This window comes from Paenibacillus sp. cl6col, from assembly GCF_900102125.1.
Classification (GTDB): Bacteria; Bacillota; Bacilli; order Paenibacillales; family Paenibacillaceae; genus Paenibacillus_B; species Paenibacillus_B suaedae.
The window spans coordinates 97,974-122,052 of sequence record NZ_FNAZ01000013.1 but is presented as its reverse complement, the minus strand read 5'-3'; the positions used below and the strand labels follow the sequence as shown (position 1 = coordinate 122,052).

21 protein-coding genes, 1 riboswitch and 1 other annotated feature are annotated in these 24,079 nt (G+C 48.5%); of the genes, 10 read left to right on the top strand and 11 right to left on the bottom strand.

What is annotated here, in order from left to right:
- Nucleotides 1–33 precede the first annotated feature (33 nt).
- Both ilvA and BLS15_RS25710 read right to left on the bottom strand, forming a co-directional pair.
- The gene (gene ilvA, locus BLS15_RS25715) at nt 34–1,299 is read right to left on the bottom strand and encodes a threonine ammonia-lyase IlvA (RefSeq protein ID WP_021257234.1); all 1,266 of its coding nucleotides are present in this window, start codon (nt 1,297–1,299) and stop codon (nt 34–36) included.
- A 91-nt stretch (nt 1,300–1,390) separates the two neighbouring features.
- Nucleotides 1,391–1,701: a binding site (T-box leader), on the bottom strand.
- A 151-nt stretch (nt 1,702–1,852) separates the two neighbouring features.
- The gene (locus BLS15_RS25710) at nt 1,853–3,139 is read right to left on the bottom strand and encodes an MFS transporter (RefSeq protein WP_021257235.1); all 1,287 of its coding nucleotides are present in this window, start codon (nt 3,137–3,139) and stop codon (nt 1,853–1,855) included.
- A gap of 272 nt (nt 3,140–3,411) precedes the next feature.
- On the opposite strand from BLS15_RS25710, the gene BLS15_RS25705 reads away from it, so the two are divergent.
- Nucleotides 3,412–4,752, top strand: coding sequence for a Na+/H+ antiporter family protein (locus BLS15_RS25705; protein WP_090514479.1), 1,341 nt, complete (start codon nt 3,412–3,414; stop codon nt 4,750–4,752).
- Between the two features lie 224 nt (nt 4,753–4,976).
- Here BLS15_RS25705 and BLS15_RS25700 read toward each other — a convergent pair whose 3' ends face one another.
- The 7 genes from BLS15_RS25700 to BLS15_RS25670 form a co-directional block, all read right to left on the bottom strand.
- A complete protein-coding gene (locus BLS15_RS25700) occupies nt 4,977–5,777 on the bottom strand; it encodes a TatD family hydrolase (RefSeq protein WP_021257237.1) in 801 nt (266 codons plus the stop codon).
- Nucleotides 5,778–5,872: 95 nt separating this feature from the next.
- Nucleotides 5,873–7,417: an MDR family MFS transporter gene (locus tag BLS15_RS25695; protein ID WP_021257238.1), complete on the bottom strand. Its 1,545-nt coding sequence runs from the start codon at nt 7,415–7,417 to the stop codon at nt 5,873–5,875.
- Nucleotides 7,418–7,683: 266 nt separating this feature from the next.
- The gene (locus BLS15_RS25690; RefSeq protein WP_021257239.1) at nt 7,684–8,538 is read right to left on the bottom strand and encodes an ABC transporter ATP-binding protein; all 855 of its coding nucleotides are present in this window, start codon (nt 8,536–8,538) and stop codon (nt 7,684–7,686) included.
- A 16-nt stretch (nt 8,539–8,554) separates the two neighbouring features.
- Nucleotides 8,555–9,322 carry an ABC transporter permease gene (locus tag BLS15_RS25685; RefSeq protein WP_021257240.1) on the bottom strand — a complete coding sequence of 256 codons (768 nt, stop codon included), beginning with the start codon at nt 9,320–9,322 and terminating at the stop codon, nt 8,555–8,557.
- Nucleotides 9,319–9,612, bottom strand: a complete 294-nt coding sequence (locus BLS15_RS25680) for a thiamine-binding protein (protein WP_021257241.1) — start codon at nt 9,610–9,612, stop codon at nt 9,319–9,321. Before BLS15_RS25680 ends, BLS15_RS25685 begins: the two co-directional genes overlap by 4 nt.
- A gap of 162 nt (nt 9,613–9,774) precedes the next feature.
- A complete protein-coding gene (locus tag BLS15_RS25675; protein WP_021257242.1) occupies nt 9,775–10,833 on the bottom strand; it encodes an ABC transporter substrate-binding protein in 1,059 nt (352 codons plus the stop codon).
- Nucleotides 10,803–11,003, bottom strand: a complete 201-nt coding sequence (locus BLS15_RS25670; RefSeq protein ID WP_021257243.1) for a hypothetical protein — start codon at nt 11,001–11,003, stop codon at nt 10,803–10,805. The genes BLS15_RS25675 and BLS15_RS25670 overlap by 31 nt, the downstream gene beginning before the upstream one ends.
- 196 nt (nt 11,004–11,199) lie before the next feature.
- Nucleotides 11,200–11,313, bottom strand: a riboswitch (TPP riboswitch).
- A gap of 336 nt (nt 11,314–11,649) precedes the next feature.
- On the opposite strand from BLS15_RS25670, the gene BLS15_RS25665 reads away from it, so the two are divergent.
- Nucleotides 11,650–12,384: a ZIP family metal transporter gene (locus BLS15_RS25665; protein ID WP_021257244.1), complete on the top strand. Its 735-nt coding sequence runs from the start codon at nt 11,650–11,652 to the stop codon at nt 12,382–12,384.
- A gap of 88 nt (nt 12,385–12,472) precedes the next feature.
- Here BLS15_RS25665 and BLS15_RS25660 read toward each other — a convergent pair whose 3' ends face one another.
- The gene (locus BLS15_RS25660) at nt 12,473–13,885 is read right to left on the bottom strand and encodes a stalk domain-containing protein (protein ID WP_090514476.1); all 1,413 of its coding nucleotides are present in this window, start codon (nt 13,883–13,885) and stop codon (nt 12,473–12,475) included.
- Nucleotides 13,886–13,988: 103 nt separating this feature from the next.
- On the opposite strand from BLS15_RS25660, the gene BLS15_RS25655 reads away from it, so the two are divergent.
- Both BLS15_RS25655 and BLS15_RS25650 read left to right on the top strand, forming a co-directional pair.
- The gene (locus BLS15_RS25655) at nt 13,989–14,738 is read left to right on the top strand and encodes a response regulator transcription factor (protein WP_081819963.1); all 750 of its coding nucleotides are present in this window, start codon (nt 13,989–13,991) and stop codon (nt 14,736–14,738) included.
- A gap of 3 nt (nt 14,739–14,741) precedes the next feature.
- Nucleotides 14,742–15,803, top strand: coding sequence for a sensor histidine kinase (locus BLS15_RS25650; protein ID WP_090514473.1), 1,062 nt, complete (start codon nt 14,742–14,744; stop codon nt 15,801–15,803).
- A gap of 171 nt (nt 15,804–15,974) precedes the next feature.
- On the opposite strand, the gene BLS15_RS25645 is transcribed toward BLS15_RS25650, so the two are convergent.
- Nucleotides 15,975–16,685 (bottom strand): queuosine precursor transporter, encoded by a 711-nt coding sequence (locus BLS15_RS25645; protein ID WP_021257248.1) that lies wholly within the window; start codon nt 16,683–16,685, stop codon nt 15,975–15,977.
- A gap of 425 nt (nt 16,686–17,110) precedes the next feature.
- On the opposite strand from BLS15_RS25645, the gene BLS15_RS25640 reads away from it, so the two are divergent.
- The 6 genes from BLS15_RS25640 (at nt 17,111) to BLS15_RS25615 (ending at nt 23,850) form a co-directional block, all read left to right on the top strand.
- Complete coding sequence (locus BLS15_RS25640) at nt 17,111–17,620, top strand: FMN-binding protein (protein ID WP_021257249.1); 510 nt, start codon at nt 17,111–17,113, stop codon at nt 17,618–17,620.
- A gap of 192 nt (nt 17,621–17,812) precedes the next feature.
- Nucleotides 17,813–19,684 carry an FAD-dependent oxidoreductase gene (locus tag BLS15_RS25635; protein ID WP_028533364.1) on the top strand — a complete coding sequence of 624 codons (1,872 nt, stop codon included), beginning with the start codon at nt 17,813–17,815 and terminating at the stop codon, nt 19,682–19,684.
- A 97-nt stretch (nt 19,685–19,781) separates the two neighbouring features.
- Nucleotides 19,782–20,234 (top strand): hypothetical protein, encoded by a 453-nt coding sequence (locus BLS15_RS25630; RefSeq protein WP_021257251.1) that lies wholly within the window; start codon nt 19,782–19,784, stop codon nt 20,232–20,234.
- Entirely contained in the window at nt 20,221–21,216 is a 996-nt protein-coding gene (locus tag BLS15_RS25625; RefSeq protein ID WP_090514470.1) for a polyprenyl synthetase family protein, read from the top strand. Before BLS15_RS25630 ends, BLS15_RS25625 begins: the two co-directional genes overlap by 14 nt.
- Before the next feature lie 180 nt (nt 21,217–21,396).
- A complete protein-coding gene (locus BLS15_RS25620) occupies nt 21,397–21,924 on the top strand; it encodes a hypothetical protein (RefSeq protein WP_021257253.1) in 528 nt (175 codons plus the stop codon).
- A 435-nt stretch (nt 21,925–22,359) separates the two neighbouring features.
- On the top strand, nt 22,360–23,850 hold the full coding sequence (locus BLS15_RS25615) for a peptide MFS transporter (RefSeq protein WP_021257254.1): 1,491 nt from the start codon (nt 22,360–22,362) through the stop codon (nt 23,848–23,850).
- Nucleotides 23,851–24,079: the final 229 nt, after the last annotated feature.

The window sequence follows — 24,079 nt, the reverse complement described above, 5'->3', positions numbered from 1 at the left end:
CTTGAACACTTCTATCATCCAAGTACTATCCGATTACACCAGAAGATCGAACAGCGTCTTGTCTTTGTTCACCTCAATGTATTGGATGCCCCTCTTGTTCATCCGCTCAATGAGCGGCTCATAATCTTCCTTATACTTCAGCTCAATGCCGACAAGCGCAGACCCATTGTCCTTGTTATGCTTCTTATTATACTCGAAGCGCGTAATATCATCGTTCGGACCGAGCACATCCTGCAAGAACTCACGGAGGGCTCCTGCCCGCTGCGGGAAGTTCACCGTGAAGTAGTATTTCAGGCCTTCATAAATGAGAGAACGCTCTTTAATTTCCTGCATGCGATCAATATCGTTGTTGCCCCCGCTAATAACACATACGATATTTTTACCGCGAATCTGTTCCCGATACAGATCCAAGGCTGCAATCGGCAGGGAACCCGCGGGTTCAACTACAATCGCATTCTCGTTATACAACTGAAGAATTGTCGTACAGGCCTTGCCTTCCGGTACCTGAATCACATCATCCAGCAGATTCGAGCAAATTTCATAAGGCAGTTGTCCAACCCGCTTGACCGCAGCGCCATCGACGAACTTATCGATCGTATCCAGCGTAAGCACTTCCTTGCGTTCCAATGCCGCAGTCATCGACGCTGCTCCCTCTGGCTCCACACCGATGATGCGAGTTGTTGGACTAACGGTCTTCACATAGGTGCTTACCCCCGCCGCCAAGCCGCCACCGCCAATCGTTACGAACACATAGTCTGCCGCGCCTTCCAGCGACTCCATAATCTCCATGCCTACCGTTCCGTTGCCCGCCACGATATAAGGATCATCGAACGGATGGATGAACGTACTGCCCTTCTCGTCACAGATGTTCATAGCTGCCTCGTACGCATCGTCATACGTATCCCCAGTCAGCACGACATTGACATATGATCCACCGAAACGCTTCACCTGCGTTACCTTCTGGCTTGGCGTCGTGCTCGGCATTACGATCGTGCCTTGAATTTGCAGTGCTTGGCAGGAATAGGCGACTCCCTGCGCATGGTTGCCTGCGCTTGCACAGACGATACCGCGCTCAAGCTCCTCCTCCGTCAGGTGGCGAATCATGTTATAGGCGCCGCGAATCTTGAATGAGCGGACAATCTGCAAATCCTCACGCTTCAAGTACACGTTGCAGTCATACTTAGCGGACAATATGGGGTCACGCTGAAGCGGTGTCCGAACGATGACTTCTTTGAGCACGTGATGTGCACGAACGATATGTTCCATAGTAACTGCAGGTGCTGCTTGGGTCGTTTCCATTGTCGGTTCCTCGCTTTCGATCGAATATACGTATTTTGTACACAGTGATAATGAAAGTACAACCTCTACAAATAGAAAAAACTCATCCCTAAGAAGGGACGAGTTTGAGCTCGTGGTACCACCCTTGTTCTGCAGCTGTACATCGCTCCCTCTCCGGAAATCGACCTGTTCTGCTGCAGCGCTTGGCCGCGTATTCATCGCGAATCCGGGTAACGGTGGAACTGCCGTCCTTGCTTACTCAAACGTCTGTGCCCTGCAACCCCAAAGAATAGGAGGCGCACAGTTCGCATTCAGCAGGGAATCTCGGAGAGGATATTCGGCCATGTCAGCCATCGACTCGCACCACCCGTCGACTCTCTTCAGACTGCTTCATAGCGTACTCGTTCTCGTCATCAATTGTTGACCTGTCTTGCAACTATTATCCCTATATTATGAACACGCGGCGTACCCAATGTCAATGGGCCGCCGCAGTTGTTCCGATATTCTATTCGAGCAGGATTCGTGTAAGTCTGTTACGGACAAATAGAATCAGCATCTCTCGTATTGAAAAGCATTAGCCTTCCGTACCTGTCGTCCGCTGAAGCGAATCATTCGGTGATGGCTTGCGCGTAAGCAAGATTGGAAGCATCACGAGAATACCCAATATGAATAGCACGGTTGCTACCTCATATATAAATACAATAGAAGTAAGCTGCTTAATACCTCCTGATAATGACATCGTCAGTACCATGGCACCCGTGAACATCGGGCTAAGAATACCATTAACGCGACCGATGAAATCACCTTCAGTATTTTGCAAAATCATCGTGTTGATCCCGATTTGAATGCAAGGCAAGAACAATCCACTGATGAACTGAGCAACCAGCGTCAGCCACAATTGCGTAGAGAGGCCTGCCATCAGCATGCCTCCGCTGCTCATCAGCATCCCTACAGCCAGCATGTGCTGCGGAAGCAGCTTCTTCGAAATGCCCATGGCTAGCGCACCGCCAATAAGCATTGCACCCCCGTTAACCATCACCAAGTAACTAAGATTCTCCTTCGGCAATCCAAGCCGTTCAGTTACAAGGAAGGCACCCATCGGTTGAATCAATCCAATTGCCAATCCAGCAAAAGCAAAACAACCGCCAAGCGGCTTCAATAGGCGACTCTTCATGACATAGCGGAAGCCTGCCGCCAGTTCCTGCGCCACATTCGTTTGCTTATGCTTCTCTTTGTCCTCTGCATGATCAGCAGGAAGGAACAGAAGTGCTACTGCTGACAGAATGAACGCAATCCCTGTAATCACAAGCGACACTTGTATCCCATAATGTTGGAAAATGGTCGTGCCGATTGCTGGACCTAGAACCATGAACAAGGCTACCATCGTCTGGAATATCGACATGCCGGCCTGCAGCATCTCCTCTGGTACGTGCTGCTTGAACAGCTTCATGGATGAAGGCTGCGAGAATTGAGACAAAATAGCTGAAATAAAGGTCGTGAAGAAAACGGCATGCCAATCTCCTAAGACGATCGTCCACATCACGGCGAACACAGACAAAGCACTTAGGAAGTCACACCATATCATGGTCCGCTTTGGACGCCACCGGTCTGCGAATGTTCCTCCGATAAAGGAAAAAATAAAGATAGGCGCAAACTCAGCTACGGATACCATTGAAACGGCGAACGGATCTCCATTCGTCATTTCCATGACAAACAAAAGGACAGCAAAGTTCCGTACCCATACCCCAATTTGCATAAATAGACCCGCAACCATAATCGCTTGGACAAAGCGATTGCGGAACAAACTAAAGACGGACTTGTTCTCGCCCGACTGTACATTCCCAGATTGTGCATGAGTCATAGACAACTCTCCCTCCACATATAACAAATAGCAGTTCATTTATCTCTAATTTGACATGAACTTTATTAGTGTATAGCAATCAGGCAAAGATCACATCAGTTCGAAGACGGATATTATTAGTAATTTTTGTAAAGAACACATCGTACGTTAAAAATACAAAGAGGTTGAGCGTTACAGGAAATGATTGTACGTTGCTATGGTAAAGTGGTAATGTTTTAATTAGGTATTATAGTGACGCAAACGTAAAGTTGAAATAAAGGTGGCATCAGACGATGAATGCAGTACTACTATCATTGGCAATATTATTCGGATTAAGTATGCTTCGCGTACATGTTGTACTTGCGATGCTGACAGCTACTGTTGTAGGCGGGCTAGCAGGAGGCCTTAGCATATCTCGCGTACTCGATGTCTTCGGAGAAGGACTGAAAGACAATGCCGGAATTGCTCTAAGCTACGCACTGCTGGGGGCATTCGCCGCTGGCTTGACGGAAACAGGATTGCCGGACAAGCTGGTGCGCGGCGCGGTAAGCTTAGTACAGGGAAAGGATAGCACGAAGGCTCCTCGTGCCGCTGCACGGTATCTCGTGTTGGCCGCCATTGCACTCATTGCTTGCATGTCGCAAAATGCTGTTCCCGTGCATATCGCCTTCATTCCCGTGCTCATTCCACCGCTGCTCGTGCTGTTCAATTCACTGCACATCGATCGGAGAGCCGTTGCATGCGCGCTTACATTCGGTCTTATTACACCATACATGCTTCTGCCTGTTGGATTCGGGGCAATCTTCCACGACACTGTAGCAGGCAATATAACCAAGAATGGCCTTGCAGTCGATGCATCACTGCTCCCACGAGCCATGCTGATTCCGGCTGTTGGTATGGTGATCGGACTTATTGTCTCACTTGCAATCTCTTATCGCAAGCCGCGTCAATACACAACAATAGAAGGGACAACGCAGCCTGGATCTTCTCCCATCCCAGGTCAAGACGGAGTAACAAACAAGTGGGCAGCTTGGTCAGGACTCGCTGCTATCGCGGCAATGCTGACGGTACAGCTCAGCACGGGATCTATGATCTATGGGGCGGCCGCCGGATTGGCAATCCTCATCCTATCACGTGTCATTCCATGGAGCAGAGCAGATCGTGTCCTCACAGACGGCATGCGGTCGATGGCCTATATTGGTTTCGTCATGATGTCAGCCTCTGGATTCGGCGCTGTACTGCGGGATACGGGACATATTGAGACACTTGTGCGGGCTTCTGTGGAGGCAGTTGGCGACAACCGAGCAATAGCTGCGCTGTTAATGCTTGCGATCGGCCTGCTTGTTACACTTGGCATCGGTTCCTCGTTCTCCACCATTCCGATTATCGCCACTGTATTCGTGCCGCTGTGCATCGGACTAGGATTCAGCCCGCTAGCCACTGTTGCCCTTATCGGAACAGCAGGTGCACTGGGTGATGCTGGTTCACCTGCCTCGGACAGTACACTTGGTCCTACGGCCGGCTTGAACGCAGATGGGCAGCACGATCATATCTGGGATACCTGCGTGCCAACTTTCCTCCATTACAATGTGCCGCTTCTTATCGCGGGCTTCATTGCTGCAATGGTGTTGTAATGGATTGAAAAGCATCTTGCAGCGAGCAGCGCATGGTACCACCACCTCGTAAAAGCAAGGGATTGTCTGTGCTTCGTCGGAGCAGTGACTCGTATGGACAATCCCCTGCTATGTACCGTAAATACGCCATCTCATATTCAGCGAATATCCTATCTACAATCATCTAACCTTATTGACACAGCCAAGCTGCATGCTTGCTGCATCAACATGTGTTCCTTCTACCTTTATACCCCGTAACAGCGCCGCGCATTCGCACGCAGCAGCTTCGAAGCTTCCAATATGTCCATACCTTGCAGTGCAGCCCACTCGATGGCAACATCGCGCGCCATCATGGGCATCGTATGTCGGCCTGTATACAACCCTTCGAATGGCCACGGCCCATCCGTTTCCGTCATCACCTGCTCCACTGGATACTGTCTGGCCAACGCCCGGATCTCATCCTCATAATGGATGTCTGGCGTAAATGAGATGAAATAACCGTTGTCAGCCATGCGGGATATCGTCTTCCCATCTCCCTTGAACCAGTGAAAATGCGCGCGACGCACACTATATCGCTCAAGTAAATCAACGACAATCGGAGCGTCATCGTACACGGCGTGAAGCACAATTGGCAAATCCCATGCAGCAGCCCGCTCTACAAACAATTCAAGCAGCTCTATATAGGGCAAGCGGTCAAATGAGTCGCCGCGCTTCTGCGACTCCTCCCGCATATAATACGGCAAACCAACCTCACCAATGGCAATCATGCTCTCCTTATGCAGCTCAAGCCAGGCCAGCAGCCCTTCCTGCTCGTCAGCACTTGGAAGAGCTTGCTCAGGATGGAATCCGTATGCAGGGAGTACCTTGCCGGGATAACGATTTGCCCATTGCTCGGTGTGGTAGCAAGAGGCAAGATTCATAGACACCGCAATCACATAATCCAAGTATGGATGGTTTAGTGACGCTTCCAGTTCTGCGAGTTCTGCTTGCTTATATCCATCAATATGTATATGTGCATCCACAACATGCACTTCATATTCGTTCATTGTGTTCAACCCCCATCTCAAAAAACGCCGCAGGCGTCACGTCTTAGACGAGTATCCTGCGGCGATTCACTTCAAAGGCTACGGCCTTGCTTTCTTTACATTTCTCCGGCTCTCAATTCACTTGCCTCATTCGAATTTCCGCCACGACCCTGACCTTGATCCCCTCGAATCATCCGAGCATTCCCCATAAGCGCAATACATACAAGCGCACATGCTACTGGGATGAGGGCCCATTGGAAGGTGCTAGCAATCGAGTCCGCGAGAGCCGTTGTCAGACCCCGGGCCACTTCAGGCGGAAGATCGCCCATCTGTCCGCTCATTAGTGTCTCGGGTTTAAGCTCCATCGCTGGACCGCCCGCAGGCATTACCTCCTGTAAACGCCCTTGGAACATATGCGACTGGATCGTACCGAACAAGGTGATACCAATCGTCATCCCAAGCGAGCGTGAGAAGGAAGCGGTCGAGTTCGCTGCGCCACGCTGATGAAACTCCATGCCGTGCATAGAGGACATGCTGAGCAAGGAGAAGGAGAAGCCAACACCAAGTCCCGTTAAGACCATATATAACGTCAACAACGTACGCGGTGTATCTGTCGAAATCGTACTGAGCGCGAACATACCGCCGATGAAGAAAATACCGGATACGATCATCAAACTGCGGTAGCTGCGCTTCGCAACCATAATACCGGCAATCGAACTCGTCACAACGGAACCGATCATCATCGGTGTCAAGACGAGACCACTATCTGTTGCCGAGCCTCCATATACCCATTGGACAAACAGCGGGATATATACGGTAGCAATCACGAACGACACCCCGTAGAAGAAGCCGACACCCTGGCTTGCCGCAAACAAGCGGCGCTTGAACAGATTGAACGAAATAATCGGTTCCTGCACCCGTGTCTCAATGATCAAGAAGGCGATCAAGAACACAAGGAATATCGCAAATAGACTTATAATAACTGTTGAATCCCAAGCGTACTCTTTGCCTCCAAGCTCAAGCGCGAACATAAAGCTGACGATTGCAACGACGAGCGTAATGGCTCCGCCCCAGTCAATGCGCTGCTTCTTGTTCGTAGTCTTCTCCTTATAGAACTGCATAATGAACCATAGGGAGATAAGGCCAAGCGGCAAGTTGATGTAGAATACCCACTCCCAACCGATATACTGGGTAATGTATGCGCCAAGCAGAGGGCCCGCCACACTCGATACTCCGAACACCGCACCAAATAACCCCGTCATCTTGCCCCGCTTCTCAGGCGGGAACACATCGAAAATAATCGTAAACGCGATCGGCATGACGGCACCGCCGCCAATCCCTTGAATCGCGCGGTAAATTGCAAGCTGAATCATGCTGTCCGCTGTTCCGCACAGCGCACTGCCGACCAAGAAGACGAGCAAACCAAACACATAGAACCGCTTGCGGCCATACATGTCGGACAGCTTTCCGAAAATCGGCATCCCTGCCATTGTCGCTACCATGTAGGCTGACGTCACCCACACGTACAAATTGAAGCCGCCCATCTCGCCTACAATCGTTGGCATCGCCGTTGCAACAATCGTATTGTCCATGGCTGCCATCAGGATACCAAGCAGCAGGCCGGCAACGACCATCCGCAGATTGCTTTCTTTCGTAATCATTTGAATTCATTCCTCCTCAGGACACACCGTCATCTCTATACAGCAATGCACAGAGTTGCGGCTATCCATGTCTAACGAGATTTAATTATAATCTTTGCCTCTAACTTTTTCCACCAGAAAATGAACAGCGGGTCATTCCAGGCAGCGGGCAGGATACATATATAAGATTTGAAATGGATAGACAATAAGGGATTAGAAAGGGCTGCATCTCATCTCTATATTCTCCCCAAAAAAAGCTGCCTCTTATTAAGAGACAGCTTCACGCTTCAACGTATAGGAGATGAAGATTGTATACTACGCAGCAGATCGGACAGTTCGCGCTTCATGCGGACGAACTCGGCCTCAGAAGCCAGCGCTTCCGTTCGCGGCCGCGCGAACGGAACAGTAACTCGCTCTAACACTTGCGCGGGGCGGTTGGATAGTACATATATCGTATCTGACAGCAGCAGCGCTTCCTCAATGCTGTGGGTAATGAACAGCACCGAGCGGCGATTGCGTTCCCACAGGTCAATGAGCCAGCGCTGCATATCACTGCGTGTTAGCGCATCAAGTGCACTGAACGGCTCATCAAGCAGCATCAGCTCATGGGGGCTCATCATTGCGCGTAGGAAGGCGACACGCTGCTGCATGCCACCGGACAGCTCATGCGGATACGAGCGTTCATAACCCGTCAATCCAACATTGCTTAGCCAGCGGCGCGCTTCCTCCCGCGCCTCCTTCTTCGGCTTGCCTGCAATTTCTGGAGCGAGGATAACATTGTCCTCCACCGTTCTCCATGGGAACAACGCGGGCTGCTGCGGCATATAGCTGATATGGCCTGTCTGACCAACCACGTTCTGCCCATGGACGAGAATATCCCCTTCTGATGGACGAAGCAGACCGCCAATGAGATGGAACAGTGTGCTCTTCCCCGATCCGGATGGGCCAATAATTGAGACGAACTCTCCTGCTTGCACCGTAATGGATACTTGATCGAGCACATGAAGCCGTCCCGCTCGACCGTCAAATGACATGCTGACATCACGCAGCTCAAGAGCGGCCTGCTTCTGTACTGCCTCATGCTGATGCACATGATCAGCATCTCGCTGGGCAACTGGCTGTTGTTCGTTTGTTGTGATCATCTTTAACGCTCCCCCTTCACCCCTGTTTATTGTCACGGCGCCAATGAATGAGCAGCCGTTCCAATGCACATACGAGGCCGAACATGGCCAAGCTCAATAGAATGACAACTGCGATTGCCACGAACATGCGATCCGTGCGATAGGCTGCTTTTTGCAGTACCATGTAGTAGCCGATCCCTTTGTCCGTCCCGAGCCACTCGGAAATAATCGCACTCATCACGCTATACGTCCCTGCTATTTTCAAGCCTGAGAAGACAGATGGAAGTGCATGGGGCAGCTCCAGCTTCCAGAACAGCTGCGACCGGCTTGCGCCTGCCATACGCATATAATTCATCATCGTGCGGTCTGTCTGGGCAAGACCATCCAGGGTAGCCACGCATACGGGGAAGAAGCATACCAGCGTAATGGTGACAATCTTCGGCATGAGACCGAAGCCGAACCAGATCATAAGCAGCGGAAGCAGCGCAATCGTCGGGATATTCTGACTGACTATGACAAGCGGATAGATCGCCCGCTTCAGCCACGGCATCGGATGAAGCGCACAAGCCAGCAGCAAGCCAACAGCCGTGCCTACACAGAAGCCAATGAGCGTCAACTGAACAGAAGCCCATGTGTGCATAAGCAGACCGCCCCCATTGCTTACAGCCTCTTGTGCAATATCGAGCGGACTGGGCAGCATCCATTTCTCAATGCCTGACAACATTACTCCTGCCTGCCATATGGCGAGGAATATAATAAATGCAATGATCGGGGGGCCGATCTTCGCGATTCGACGTCCACTCATGGCCGGTACTTCACTGTCAATTCATCCATCGTAATGCCAGATGGCTTATACACAATCTTCACTTGCGACAACACATTGCTGCTTCCCATCTCAATCATGGCCTTGTTCATATCCTCAATAATACGGAAGAGTTCGCTAAGTTCGCCTTCCATCGTTGTCTCCAGTGGATTTACCTGATATTTCACACCCGATGCTTGAATGACTTCGATTGCACGATCTACATAGGGAATTACGTCTTCCCCATTTTTCGTCTTCGGAACGATCTGAATGCTTACTAAACTGTTCGCCATCTTGCTTCTCCTCCTCTTTCTCAATCCTCATGTAATGATCAACTTGTAACGGTCTTGGTGACGATTATCTCGTATCGATATCATGTAACGATATACACAGGTAACGATATACAGCAAAAGGGCGCATATGCGCCCATTGCCTATTCCTATAACCGTATAGGCTTATGAAGCTGGCAAGAAGTCATTCGTAAACGCCTTGTCTACATCAATGCTCTTATCCATTAATTTGTTCCCCACGAGCCAATTCATGTAATTTGCCCATACGTCACGCTTTTGCTCGCCCCAGCGAGGTGCATCGTCCTTATACTTCGGACTCAGCCATTTCTGGCTTGCGATAACCAGATCTTTGTTCAAATCCGGCACAGCTTTAAGCAGCAGGTTGGCTGCATCTTCTGGATTGTCAATCGCATATTGATAGCCCTTGGACGTAGCACGCATGAATGCCTTAATCAATTCAGGATCTTCCTTGATCAGCTTCTCGCTTGTCGAAAGAACCGGCGTATAATAGTCGAGTTCCTTCGCATATTGATTGACATACAGCATATCAATCGGCTCACCACGAAGCTCTGCTTCAATACCTGTCCAAGCGTAAAAGATCCACGCGAAATCAATATCCTTCTTCACGGCTGTAAAGTAATCGGCATTGCCCATGTTGACGCTCTTCAGCTTGCTATAGTCGCCGCCGTCCTTTTCCATAATCGTGCGGATAATCATCTCCTCAACCGGAGAGCCCCAGCCGCCATACGTTTTGCCTTCAAAGTCCTTAGGTGACTTGATGTTCTTGTCCTTCGGCGCGGCAAAGCCTGATGTATTATGCTGAATGATCGCACCAATCGACACGATCGGAACATTTTGTTGTCGAGCCATCGTAATACTTTCCTGAACACTAACACCGAATTGCGCTTCTCCCGATGCGATCATCGCCTCTGATGCGCCAGTACTCGGCTGCAATATCTCAACATTCAGACCTTCTTCCTCATAGTAGCCCTTCTCCTTAGCGACATACAAGCCAGTATGGTTCGTATTCGGCGTCCAATCAAGCACAAGCTTAATGTCGCGTTTCTCCTTCGACTTATCCGTTCCTTGCTCCTGAGTCGTGTTCCCCTCTGCCTGGCTCCCTTGTCCTGCTTCTTGACCCTTGCCGCCGCAAGCAGCGAGCGCAAATGTCATCATGATAACGAGCGCCAGCATCAACCCTCGTGTAAAGCGTGTCCGTTGCATATGATGAATCCCCCTTCTCTTCCTTCCCTCACTAGTGGAGAGCCGATCATGAAATTAGAAAGTGCTTCGATAACGCCTGCCGCGTTCACCAGTTGGACGATCCGCTCGATCGTATATGTGTGGATGAGCAAGTTCCCGTCCCGCCGTCCTGCAACACGATTCAGATCCACAAAAAAAAGCGCCCCCTCTGGGACGCTTTGTGTGCCGTTCTACGCGTATATGCGAATGTGCATCATACGATGAATCACGTCAATAAGGTCATCCGGCATTCGTTCATCCGTACAGCAATTATGTCCATTCTGCCCAAAGCAGCGCACATTCATGCAGAGCATGACGAATAAGCAAGCAACCTAATTATAACAATAATGACGCGGTTCAACGTCTTTCCTACGCTGGCATTACCCAGATCAGGTGTAAGGGTCGGTATCTTAATGGGATACAATCTCAGCCGGCCAAATTCCAGCACCCCTAGCGTGCATATGCAGTTATCGAAGCTACCATATTACACGGGTAATTATAGTCCTCATCCATCAGAAAGTCCAGTGACAAACAGAAATTGCAAAGTGTCCGCTGATCATTGAGGCAATGCTTATATCTCCCATCAACTTCGTTATTCGTATGCTTTATGACAGCAGATTGCTCATATTCACTAGATTCCTGTCGAAAAAAGTTCCATGTGAAACAAGGGACAATATTCCATTTTAACTCAAATAATTACCTCATTGATTTCTTGGCGTAGAGGATGTCTGTATGATACGATCACCAAATATCAATTCAATTCGAATACCGGATTCGAGCAAGGGGATGAAGAGTAGTATGACAGAAGCGTTAATCGGCAGCACCATTTCCGCCTTATCCACAGGCATCGGGGCCATCCCGATCTTGTTCATGAGGAGCATGTCTCACCGTATGAGGGATATCCTTCTCGCCTATACAGCAGGGATCATGACAACAGCTTCAATGTTCAATCTTATCCCCGAAGCGCTTGCCAGCTCTAATGTGTTCGTGATTGCATTCGGCCTGCTGCTTGGCTGCTTCGTGCTGCTGTGGCTGGAGCATTCCCTGCCTCATATGGATTTGGAGAATCCGAATCAACGAATTCGCATCAATATCGAACAGAAATCATTCCTTATCATTGCGGCCATCACCCTTCATAATTTGCCGGAAGGCTTGTCTGTCGGCGTCAGTTATGCGAGCAGCAATGATACACTTGGGCCGTTAATCGCGTTTTCCATTGGATTGCAGAATGCACCAGAGGGCTTCCTCGTCGCCTTATTCCTCGTCAATCAGAACATCAATCGCTGGAAAGCGCTTGGCATCGCTACCTTAACAGGCGTCGTTGAGATTGTCACCAGCATGCTCGGATACACACTTAGCTCTTATGTGAGCAATCTGGTTCCATATGGGCTGTCCTTTGCAGCAGGGGCAATGATGTTCATTGTGTATAAAGAACTGATTCCTGAAAGTCATGGAGACGGACATCAGCGGTCGGCCACCGTCTCCTTCATTCTTGGCCTTATTACGATGATTGGATTGACAGACTGGTTCTAAACAATGATGCTTCAATCGTTTAATAGAACATGTTCATCAATCAAGCTCATGCAAGGGCTACCAATGGACTAGGCAGCGTTTTATATCATTACTTAACCGGCGTAATATTTGCTGTTCTGCTTGGATTATCCCACTTTACGCTGGCTCCCATGACTTTCGAAATAAAGCTTAACGGAACAAAGGTGCGTTCCCCGTTTTTTTCAACCGGACCATCGAGTTGGATCTGTTGATCACCTGCCAACGCGGTTTTACCTCCCACGTTAACTGAATTGATTTTGCCGTTGAAGTTGATTTGAATGGTCTGAGAGTCATTGTTCCATTCCACTGTTGCACCCAAACCCTCTGAAACGAAACGTACAGGAACATAAATGATGTCGGCTTTGGATTTATAATAAGGATACTCTTCACTTTGAATCGGATTACCTTTAACATTGACCTTGACATCATAATAAATGTCATCTTTATCGCTTACAGTATCGAGAATCATACCAGCCTTCACATCCACTCGAGAAATAGAGAGATCGCGATTAAGGACATAAGCAAAGTTTCCATCCTTGCTGAAGCTGATCGCTTGCCGGGGCTCTGAAAATCCTTTAATGATCCCGATGCTGCTGTTGTCGGAGGTGCTGATTATATTAATGGAGTTATCCAGCTTGTTGCTGGCAAAAAGGATCTTTCCATCAGGAGAAAGGGATGCGCCGTAAGGATCGCGCCCAACCTTTACCTCGCCAATGATTTTGCCTTGTGAGATGTCCACTATGGCAATACTATTACGCCCGCTGTTTGCCGCATACATGGTAGAGCCATCGGCGGATATTGAAATCGCTCGAATCTTCGAGAATCCGTGGATCTCATGGACGATTGCATTGGTTTTGACATCCACAACCGATACCTTGTCTCCCTTGAAGTTAGTAACAAACACATAACGACCGTCGGGAGATACTTTTATCCCTTGACGAGGTTGGGAGAATCCCGGAATGACAGCGGTCGTCTTATGCTGCCCGATATCAACAACCGTTACTGTACTTTTGGCTTCATTGTTGACATACATGGTATTTCCGTCCGCGGTGACATCAGTTCCAAATGCGCCTTGACCCACTGCAACCTCATCCTTCAATGCCAGGTCTTCCGTGTTGTAAAATCGCAGGGTGCCCAGTGTGCTATCCGAAACGACAAACTGCAAACCGCCGTTAATGAACATAATGTTTCTTGGTGTGACAAAGCCGCGGATCTCCTTACGCAAAGTTCCTTTGGCAAGATCATAGACTCGAATCCATGGCTGACGACTATCCGAGACAACCGCAGTTTGCTCGTCGGGACTTACGGCCAGTGAGTTATTGATAATCTCGCCGTCAAAGGGGCGGATTGCCGCAATGGTGTTGTTTCCTGAAGCCGAGATCGAAGCCAAATTGTTATCAGCAGCCAAAATAATGGCCGGTTGAATAACGGAAAGTACCATTCCGACAAAAAGTACAGGTTTTATCATTTTGTTTACCATCATTCACTCATCGCCTCTCTGAAAAGGTTTTGAGCCAACGTAAGACGGGGCTCTTGACCAATGTAACGGAGAATTGTAAAGATCATATAAAGAACACGAGAGCATCATGTCTGATAAAATGATAGCCGTGGAGGTGAATGTTCCGATGGATAAGCTGCAGCTTGAAGGTCCTATTCTGATTGCGGACGATGATGCTTCGCTCGTCTCGTTTTTGCAGGAATACTTTGGGGCACTGAACTGCCGAGTGCTTGCCGCGAGCGATGGGCAGCGAGCTGTTGAACTGGTGAAAACTAAGGCTCCATCTTTCATCATTCTGGATATTATGATGCCTTTCATGGATGGTACTACGGCATGCTGGGAAATACGCAAAATCAGCAGCGCGCCTATCGTCATGCTTACGGCTAAAATCGAGGAAGAGGACAAAATCCGGGGTTTGGAACGTGGAGCCGACGATTACTTGTGCAAACCGTTCAGCCCGCGAGAACTCGTCGCCCGGATGCAGGCAATTCTACGCCGGATGCGTACGTCGGAGCGGAAAGCTTCGGGGCTCATTTTGAACAATAACGCGAATTTGTTATACGAATCCGAAAGCCATCGGTTTTATTGGAAGAAAGCACCCCTGCAATTCACGTACCAGGAAGCTCAAATTGTCATCACCTTGCTCAAAATGCAAGGGAAAGTCTGTACCCGCGAGCATTTGCTGAACGTGCTGTATCCGCTGGGCGATAAAGATGTTGTCGACCGCATCGTGGATGTGCATATCGGCAATATCCGGCAAAAGATCCGTGATACTGATCCCGGATTCGATCTCATTGAAACCGTCCGGAGCATCGGCTACCGGTTAAAGGAAGGGTAAACGGTGAAAATCAAACTCATTTACAAGCTCCTTGCGATTAACGCGATAGTATTAATTTTGCTTGTAGCCGGAATCAGCATCGGATTTAGTCAGTACACGCTTCAACTAATAGAAGAAAACCGCTTAATGATGTACCAAAATTTCCTCATGTTCCAATCGGCTACGGGGCGTTATCTTTTATATACCAGTCTAGCCATCATCCCCCTCTCCATTGGGATTAACTGGCTGTTCACCCGTTCGATCATCCGCCCCTTGTCCGGGATGCGGAAGCTGACTGAACGAGTCGCGAGCGGGGATTATACCGTGAGGGCAAAGATTCGATCGAACGACGAAATCGGCGATTTGGCTCGTTCATTCAACCAAATGGGCAAGGAACTTGAGAGGATCGAACAACTTCGAAGAAGCCTTGTGGCGGACGTAGCCCACGAGCTCAGAAATCCGCTATCTACGGTACGGGGCTATATGGAAGCGATGAAAGACGGCGTCCTCTCCGCAAAGCCCGAAACGCTCGATAAATGTTACCACGAAGTAGAGCGGCTCGTTTGTCTAGTGGAGGACATCCACCGTCTGGCTGTGGCGGAGAGCGATTTGAAAGCGGCCATTCCCTCAAATCCGGTCGATCTCCGATCCGTTGCCCAAGAAGCCGCTTCAAGGTATATGCCGAAATGGGAGGAAAAAGCAATTGTTTTTCAAGAGGATGTACCTTCCTCCCCGGTCTGCGTCATGATCGACAAAGTTCTCGCCCTACGCGTATTTGAGAATCTGTTCGACAACGCGATGCGCTATACGCCGAATGGTCATTCGGTTCATTTATCGATGCAAGCAAACGCTAAAATGCTCCGCGTGGAGGTTACGAATACTGGAGCGGAGATTGCACCTGAGCATCTGACGCTTTTGTTCGAACGTTTTTACCGGGTTGATCCTTCACGCTCGCGCACGTACGGTGGTGCGGGCATTGGGCTTTCGATCGTGCGCGACATCGTGGAACGGGCAGGCGGACGCGTTTGGGCAACGAGCGGGAATGGTTCCGTGACGATACATGCGGAACTGCCGGTTGATTCGTGATCATAAAAAAAATCCCTCAGGGAGCGAACCGCTCGGACAAACTCCCTATACAAAGACCCCAACACCATGATAGGCTCCCATCACTTGACAGGGAGAACTTCATATCGGTATCGGGGTCTTCATTTATTAAGAAAGCTAGAACCGGTTTACCAAGTCAACCATTGGCGCTCCCTACTTCGCTTGCTGCCCTTCCACATCTTCACGAACAGGGAAGCTTCTAGCCCAATATAGAACTGGTGTCGACAACACCGAGATGATGAGCTTAATGACATAAGTAGTAATAAAGATTTGGAACCATACATCCCAAGGCACCATGCCAGCAAACGCAATCGTACAAAATACGAGCGAATCCGCCATTTGGCTAATTCCTGTACTACCATTGCTTCGAATCCACAATTGACCTGCCTTCGGGTATCGTTCCTTCACCCAACTAAAGAGCTTCACATCTAAGAACTGACTGACGAAATACGCGGTCAAGCTTGCTACGACAAGGCGCGGCATCAAATCAAAAATATTCGACAGCGATGCTTGTGCCGTACGCGCCATATCAGAAGCCTCAGGCGTAAAGCGAAGAGCCATCTGCATAATAATCGTCGTCATAATCAACGTGAAGAACCCAAACCACACTGCGCGCTTCGCTTCCTTACGGCCGAACTTTTCATTCAACAGATCCGTTGTCAAGAACAGCGTTGCATTCGCCGTGTTGCCAAGCGTCATGACAATGCCGAACATCTCAATCGTCTTGCCAACTTGGATATTAGCGATGACCGTCATTACACCAATCCAAGCATATAGTCCCGACTTGCCAAATGCCCGGTAGCAAATCAAGAAGAAGGCAAAGTTCGCAAGGACGAACAAAATGCCCCAAGTAAAGTTGAACATATAATAAAATTCCTCCCTAGTTTTGATTACGCGGGATGGTTACGAACCGCGGCGCTTAGGCGCAAGCCATAACTTTACCATATGCATATCGTTCATGCCAATAGAAAAATATCACTGAACAGCGATGCAATTATCCCTTATATTAAGTGGAAGCAATTATTTTACATGGATGGATGAACGTTACCGATGCCCCTCTCGTATATTGTGAGCGATATGGAGGGAATATATTGTCATACATAGCCGCATCGTCAATGCGCAGCTAATAAACAGTCGTGGAAAAAGTTTGGTTTAGTTAAAGATTTACCCTTTATGTGTGACATATATCACATTAAATAGAGGGAGTTAATGTTAAAATGACATTGTAAATCGGTTAGTTATAATTTTCACAAAGTAATTTTGAACTAAAGAAAAGGTGGGGACTCTTTATGAAAAAGAAACTTGTACTGTTACTATCCGCAGTATTGGTAGTAGGTATGTTGGCTGGTTGTGGAGATAAGAAAGAAGAAGCTGCAAAACAACCTGAAACAAACACATCAACAGAAGCGAATAAAGACGCTGCTCAAGTAACATTGAAAGACGGCGACTTCCATGCAGAATCTCCTGATTTCGATGAGAAATCCGGTTGGAAAGAAACAATGGACATCACAGTTAAAGACGGCAAAATCACAGCTGTAAACTGGGATGGCGTTCATAAAGACGGCGGAGATTCCAAGAAAAAGCAATCTCAAGACGGCAAATACGGTATGAAAGCTGGCGGTGCTTCTTCTGAATGGCACGAGCAAGCTGAAAAAATGGAGCAAGAACTTATCGCTAAGCAAGATCCAGCTGCGATCGCTGTAAACAACGAAGGTAAAACAGACGCTGTATCCGGCGTATCCATCCACGTTGGCAGCTTCGTGAAACTTGCTCAAGAAGCACTGGCTAAAGCAAAGTAAGATAAGTCTACTCCTTCCTTGATCACATAGAGATAACACGGAAGCTCCGCAGTAGGAAAGCAAAATGGGCACAAGCAGCGTATGAATGCTTGAGAGCCATATATCGCTTTTTTATTCGCGGAGCTCCCTTGTTCGCATTAGATAGTTCAATTTTTAAATATTGACAAATAAGCATTACAACGGGGTGAAACCATGAAAGAGATCGTTGTATTGGGCGGCGGTTATGGTGGCGTACTGACAGCGAAAAAGCTGGCGAAGCGTCTGAAGAAAGACAAAGACATTCGCATTACGCTCATCGACCGTAAACCTTTCCATACGATGATGACGGAGCTGCACGAGGTTGCAGCATGCCGCGTCGAAGAAGAAGCAATCAAAATGGACCTGAAGCAAATCTTTGCAGGTCTGAAAGTAGACGTTGTGCTGGATGAGATCGAGAACATTGATTTCAACGGACAGAAGCTGCATGGCAGAAAGAAATCCTACAATTACGACCATCTTGTTATCGGTACAGGTTGTAAGCCATCCTTCTTCGGTATCGAGGGTGCAGAAGAGAATTCCTTCTCCCTCTGGTCGTTCGAGGATGCAGTTAAACTGAAACAACAAATTCGTCAAATGTTCATGGACGGGACGAAGATCTCAGATCCAGAGCTGCGCAAGCAAATGCTCACATTCGTCGTTGTTGGCGCCGGCTTCACTGGTGTCGAAATGGTCGGCGAATTGGCGGAATATCGCGAAGAGCTGTGCCATGAGTTCCATGTGGACGAGTCTGAGGTTCGCCTCGTCGTAGCAGATATGGCTCCGAAAATCCTGCCAATCCTGCCGCAAAAGCTCATTGACAAAGCGGACAAGTATCTCCGCAAAATGAAAGTTGAAATTATCACAGGTGCGAAGATTTCCGGCGTTACGCCGAATTCCGTTGTCCTTGGCGATAATGAAATCAAATCGAGCACGGTTATCTGGACTGCCGGTGTCGAAGGTTCTGACCTTGTAGGCAACCTCGATGTTCAGCAGCAAGGACGCAAGCGCATTTTGACAAATGACAAATTGCAGTCCGTTGATCACAAAAATGTGTATGTTGTCGGCGACAACATCTTCTATATTCCGGAAGGCGAAGAGCGTCCTGTACCGCAAATGGTTGAGAACGCCGAGCACTCTGCTGGTCTTATCGCACATAATATCGTGGCTGACTTGAAGAATGGCACACATAAGTCGTATAAGCCAACCTTCCACGGTACGATGGTATGTATCGGTGGACGCTACGGGGTAGCCGCTATCGGCACGCCGAAGAAAATGTTCCACTTCACTGGCTTCATGGCCATGTTCTTCAAGCATATGATTAATATTGTGTACTTCTTGCAAGTACTTGGCTTCCATAAGATCTGGTCTTACATGATGCACGAATTCTTCCATGTGAAGAATCGCCGCAGCTTCGTCGGTGGACATTTTGCTAAGCGTTCCCCGAATTTCTGGCTTGTTCCGCTTCGGATCTATATCGGTTTCATGTGGTTATCCCAAGGTTGGGAGAAGGCATCGAAATTGCTGAAGGATCCTTCGCAGATGTTCCTCATCCCGCCTAAGGCGATGGATGGTGTGACTGCAGCTTCTCAAGCGGTTGATGCAGTTCATACAACGGTTGACGCACAAACAGCAGCATCAGCTGTTGAAGGTGCAAGTACGGCTATCAAGGCGATTCCAGTGCCTGATTTCGTCAAGGGCATTGTCGATTGGTCGATGGATTTGATGTTCTATACAAACGATGGCGGCTATACAGCAATGGCTTACATCTTCCAAGGCTGCATGGTTGCAGCTGAGGTTATCTTCGGTATTATGTTGATCTTGGGCTTGTTCACAGCGATCGCATCGATCGGAACTGTTGCGATGGGCGTCATGATCTACACGTCCGGTATGGCTCCTTATGAAATGTTCTGGTACTTCTTCGGCGGCATCGCGCTTATCGGCGGTTCCGGCAGCACGTTCGGTCTGGACTACTACCTGTATCCACGCCTGAAGCGCATTTGGAAGAAGATTCCGTTTGTGAAGCGCTGGTACCTGTATACGGATTAATTGCTCAACAAGAATAGATGGTATGGTGTACTGGAAAAGTAATGTGTACTTCGTGTCACATTACTTTCCTTATTTCTGAGGGAAGCGGGGGGTTCCCATGAATCGGCAACTATTGAATCAAACAAGTGACCTTCTGGCACAGCATCTCCCGCCGATCACCGGCATTCAATTGGCGGCTGGAACGGATGAACATCTGCTGCTCGACATGGCTCGCATGCTGAATGCGTACGATATGCAGCAGCAGGAACGTCAAGTGCTGCTCGGCTGCTACTGGCTGCTTCGTCAAGCACTGCGTACACATCAACATGTTCCGCAGGATGAACAGCTCGCGGGCAAGGCTGTGTTGGACGGTGATTTCCTGCTCAGCCTGTACTATCAATTCGCCGTTCGCCACGGAATGACACAGCTCATTATAGACTTGGCAACGACGAACAAGCGCATCCAGATTCGCCGTGTCGAGGGCACTGCCTCGGATATGATGCTTCATCAACGAATGGGCCGTTTCGTGTCCACTCATTATAAGCAGGTGGCTTCCTATGGCATCATTTAACGGTACGCTGAGCGATCAGCTGAACATCTCCCTACGGCGAATTAATCGGGATTTGGAACGCGTTATTCTGCACGATCCGGATGTCCCCTCCCGATCCATTGTCGCGAAGAGCGTGTTGGATCTCATCCGTGCAGGAGGCAAGCGTCTTAGACCTATGATGACAATCGTAGGCAGCCGCTTCGGCACAGACGTGGAATCCGAAGATGTCTTCCGACTTGCCTCTTCTGCCGAGCTTATTCATGTAGCGTCACTTATTCACGACGACATCCTGGATCAGTCTGATACGCGCCGAGGACAGCCAGCGCTGCACTGCAAGACAGGCATCTATGACGCGGTTCACATTGGCAACTACATTATGTGCCGTGTCATCGAATTGCTAACAGCTAGCGGCAAGGATCATGAGCCTTACGCACATGATCTGGCGTCGATTACAACGACGCAGCTGTGTCTAGGTGAATATCAGCAGATGGAGTTGAAATACAACTTCGACCTGTCGCTTGATGCGTATTGGGAGAAGACGCGCAACAAGACGGCACTCTTGATGGCAACTTGCCTGCAGCTAGGTGCGAAGGCAGCAGGCGCTGATGAACACGTAATCGATCAGTTGTATGCATTCGGCGATCAGCTCGGGATGGCATTCCAAGTCAGAGATGACATTCTCGACTTCACCCAATCTTCGGAATCACTCGGCAAGCCTGCTGGGGTCGATCTGCGAAACGGACATGCAACGCTGCCGGTCATTCTGGCCATGCGTGACGCATCGATCGCAGCGAAGATACATGAGTTGAAGGCAGATTCACCAGATGATGCATTCGACGAGGCAATTGCGCTTATTCATCGCAGTGGCACATTGGATGAAGCGCTCCAGATGAGTCATGAGTTCATGAAGCAGGCTTGGAATATAACGGAGCAGCTGTCTTCTTATCCTGCCCACCGGGATTTGAAGGCGTTGTGGCATTATTTCGAAGCCCGCACCTACTAATAATCTACGCGAAATGGCCGAATCCTTGTTCAAATAAGGGTTTGGCTATTTTTTTAGTATCAATTGTTTACAAATTGTACCGTTTACTCTTTTGTGCGTTAGGGCAAGGTGGTATTATAAATATGTACAGGCTGCTTGTCTGTCACTTACACCATAGATGAAGGAGGTTGAGGTACGACGATGAAGCCTCGCCAATTCGTAATAGAAGCAGTCATGCTGGCGGTCTATGGTCAACTGTCTGTGCCAACGCGTCCAGTCGAATATATAATTCCATACACGACGATACTCGAGCTGTACGAAATGCGTCTGGAAGGTGACCAGGTCATGCCTGATCCCGAGGAAGACGTATATGCCAAGCAGCAAATTGAGGAGCTCATCTCCTACTTCGAGAGCGAGCTGAACAAGAAGAAGATCGAACGTGCACTGACAGCCCCTTGGCGCCACAGTCCACCGCTTATTTTGCAGGGCAACGTATCCTGCATTGTCGTCAATGCGATGGATAACGCCCGCTATGGCGAGACATTTGACCCCGTCGAAACGGAACTTATCCTTACCGCTATACGTGAGCAGGCTCCCTTACTTACTGATCAGTTCGAATATGTAGATCGCCTGATTACGAACGAAATCCCGATTCCCATTTACGATATCGATGATTTTGAATATGCAATGGAGCACGAAGAAGTGTCCGGTGATTCCAGTACGAAATAACAAGAAACCTGCCCCTATTGTTAAGGAGGCGGGTTTCTTGTTTTATATGGCTCTTCAATTCGGAGCAAATGGCCACAGCATTTGAGAATATGAAGGGCTTAACCGTCCTGCTCACCTGTTCCACGATTTCTCTGAGTATCCGTTTCCCCCATACTCCAGGTATCTTCATCCCATTCCTACCTACATACACTTGCTTCTCTCTGCTCTGAAGCATATCCCAGCTACTCTCCAAAACACCCAATTAACAGCATCGAAAAAAGAGTGATGAATACCTCAGTCATGTGGAATAGTAATATTGGAAGAGGCATATTTATTTTTACTTATATTGCTATCTGTGGATGGTTGCTGTAAAACCACAACAAGTATTATAATTAATTTACACTCATTATTATACAATTCGCTGCAGCAGGATATCGACATCAAAGGAGAGTTGTTATGCCCAATTATGATAAGAAGAAGATAATAGAAAGTGTCCCACAACAAGGGTTTTTTGGACATCCTAAGGGCCTTTTCACCCTCTTTTTCACTGAGTTCTGGGAGCGATTTTCCTACTATGGGATGAGGGCTATCCTTGTATTCTTTATGTATTATGAGGTGACGCAGGGCGGACTTGGATTGCCGGAAGACATCGCGCTTGCCATCATGTCCATTTATGGATCACTCGTATATATGTCAGGAATCATTGGAGGTTGGTTGGCTGACCGAATATTCGGTACGTCGAAAGCGGTTTTTTATGGTGGAGTCTTGATTATGTGCGGGCATATCGTGCTGGCCATACCGGGAAATACCGCTCTTTTCTTTGTATCTATGATCTTGATTGTATTAGGTACAGGACTGTTGAAACCAAATGTATCCAGTTTAGTGGGGGATATTTATAAGGAAGAGGATAATCGCCGAGATGCGGGCTTCAGTATTTTTTATATGGGGATTAACCTAGGAAGCTTCCTCGCTCCTCTGGTTGTAGGAACAGTTGGGATGAATAATTTCCACCTTGGCTTCGGTCTTGCCGCTGTCGGGATGCTGCTAGGTCTAATTGTTTTCGTAGTAACTCGTCCTAAAAATTTGGGTATTGCCGGTACAGTCGTCGTTAACCCGCTGTCACCTGCCGAGAAGAAAAAGGTATTTACCATTCTTGGTGTAAGCATTGTTGTTCTCGCTGCTTTAATTACGATTGCGATACTATTAGGCGCACTTACGTTTGACACCTTTATCAAGCTTGTTGGCGTGTTGGGAATACTGATTCCAACCTTGTATTTCGTCGTGATGTACCGCAGTCCAAAAACAACGCCCGTTGAGCGTTCCCGAATCATTGCGTACATTCCTTTGTTTATTGCTGCGATTATGTTCTGGGCCATTCAGGAGCAAGGATCTACGATTCTAGCTAACTACGCGGACAAGCGTACCCAATTGGACTTCGCGGGTATTCATCTTTCACCGGCTTGGTTTCAATCGTTGAATCCACTATTCATCATCCTATTCGCACCTGTATTTGCGTGGCTGTGGGTTAAGCTCGGCAATCGCCAACCGACTGTACCGCAGAAGTTCTCTCTGGGCTTGCTGTTTGCTGGTCTGTCCTTCTTGATCATTTTGCTGCCGGCTTACTTTGGCGGTGCTGGTTCGCTCGTTAACCCATTGTGGCTCGTCCTCAGCTACTTCGTCGTTGTACTCGGAGAGTTGTGCTTGTCGCCAGTTGGCCTCTCGGCTACCACGAAGCTTGCACCTGCGGCCTTCTCGGCTCAGACCATGAGCTTATGGTTCCTGTCCAACGCCGCTGCTCAAGCCATTAACGCACAGATTGTGAAGTTCTATACGCCCGAGACTGAGATGCTATACTTCGGAGTTATTGGTGGAGTGGCCCTCGTGCTGAGTCTGGTGCTTTATTTGCTGTCACCTAAGATTCAGAGCTATATGAAGGGTGTCAAGTAAGCAGAGCAGCTCCACTGTCACTATCGTGTAATTAATCATTCCGAATGCCAAATAAGAAGCACTGCTAGAACGAAAAAGTGTGAAGTAATACACCAAAAAAAAATCGAACCCGCCTCCATTCATGAGGTGGGTTTGCTGTTGTAAATGGAGAATTGGAACAGTATATCCTTCTTCAATAGGACATTGCAAAGCCATTCTTATGAAGATAATAATCAGAAAAGATGCTGTT

Excerpts from the sequence above, each read along its gene's own strand:
- ilvA (WP_021257234.1), bottom strand. The coding sequence starts at position 1,299 with ATGGAAACGACCCAAGCAGCACCTGCAGTTACTATGGAACATATCGTT.
- BLS15_RS25710 (WP_021257235.1), bottom strand. The coding sequence starts at position 3,139 with ATGACTCATGCACAATCTGGGAATGTACAGTCGGGCGAGAACAAGTCC.
- BLS15_RS25705 (WP_090514479.1), top strand. The coding sequence starts at position 3,412 with ATGAATGCAGTACTACTATCATTGGCAATATTATTCGGATTAAGTATG.
- BLS15_RS25700 (WP_021257237.1), bottom strand. The coding sequence starts at position 5,777 with ATGAACGAATATGAAGTGCATGTTGTGGATGCACATATACATATTGAT.
- BLS15_RS25695 (WP_021257238.1), bottom strand. The coding sequence starts at position 7,417 with ATGATTACGAAAGAAAGCAATCTGCGGATGGTCGTTGCCGGCCTGCTG.
- BLS15_RS25690 (WP_021257239.1), bottom strand. The coding sequence starts at position 8,538 with ATGATCACAACAAACGAACAACAGCCAGTTGCCCAGCGAGATGCTGAT.
- BLS15_RS25685 (WP_021257240.1), bottom strand. The coding sequence starts at position 9,322 with ATGAGTGGACGTCGAATCGCGAAGATCGGCCCCCCGATCATTGCATTT.
- BLS15_RS25680 (WP_021257241.1), bottom strand. The coding sequence starts at position 9,612 with ATGGCGAACAGTTTAGTAAGCATTCAGATCGTTCCGAAGACGAAAAAT.
- BLS15_RS25675 (WP_021257242.1), bottom strand. The coding sequence starts at position 10,833 with ATGCAACGGACACGCTTTACACGAGGGTTGATGCTGGCGCTCGTTATC.
- BLS15_RS25665 (WP_021257244.1), top strand. The coding sequence starts at position 11,650 with ATGACAGAAGCGTTAATCGGCAGCACCATTTCCGCCTTATCCACAGGC.
- BLS15_RS25660 (WP_090514476.1), bottom strand. The coding sequence starts at position 13,885 with ATGATGGTAAACAAAATGATAAAACCTGTACTTTTTGTCGGAATGGTA.
- BLS15_RS25655 (WP_081819963.1), top strand. The coding sequence starts at position 13,989 with ATGTCTGATAAAATGATAGCCGTGGAGGTGAATGTTCCGATGGATAAG.
- BLS15_RS25645 (WP_021257248.1), bottom strand. The coding sequence starts at position 16,685 with ATGTTCAACTTTACTTGGGGCATTTTGTTCGTCCTTGCGAACTTTGCC.
- BLS15_RS25640 (WP_021257249.1), top strand. The coding sequence starts at position 17,111 with ATGAAAAAGAAACTTGTACTGTTACTATCCGCAGTATTGGTAGTAGGT.
- BLS15_RS25635 (WP_028533364.1), top strand. The coding sequence starts at position 17,813 with ATGAAAGAGATCGTTGTATTGGGCGGCGGTTATGGTGGCGTACTGACA.
- BLS15_RS25630 (WP_021257251.1), top strand. The coding sequence starts at position 19,782 with ATGAATCGGCAACTATTGAATCAAACAAGTGACCTTCTGGCACAGCAT.
- BLS15_RS25625 (WP_090514470.1), top strand. The coding sequence starts at position 20,221 with ATGGCATCATTTAACGGTACGCTGAGCGATCAGCTGAACATCTCCCTA.
- BLS15_RS25620 (WP_021257253.1), top strand. The coding sequence starts at position 21,397 with ATGAAGCCTCGCCAATTCGTAATAGAAGCAGTCATGCTGGCGGTCTAT.
- BLS15_RS25615 (WP_021257254.1), top strand. The coding sequence starts at position 22,360 with ATGCCCAATTATGATAAGAAGAAGATAATAGAAAGTGTCCCACAACAA.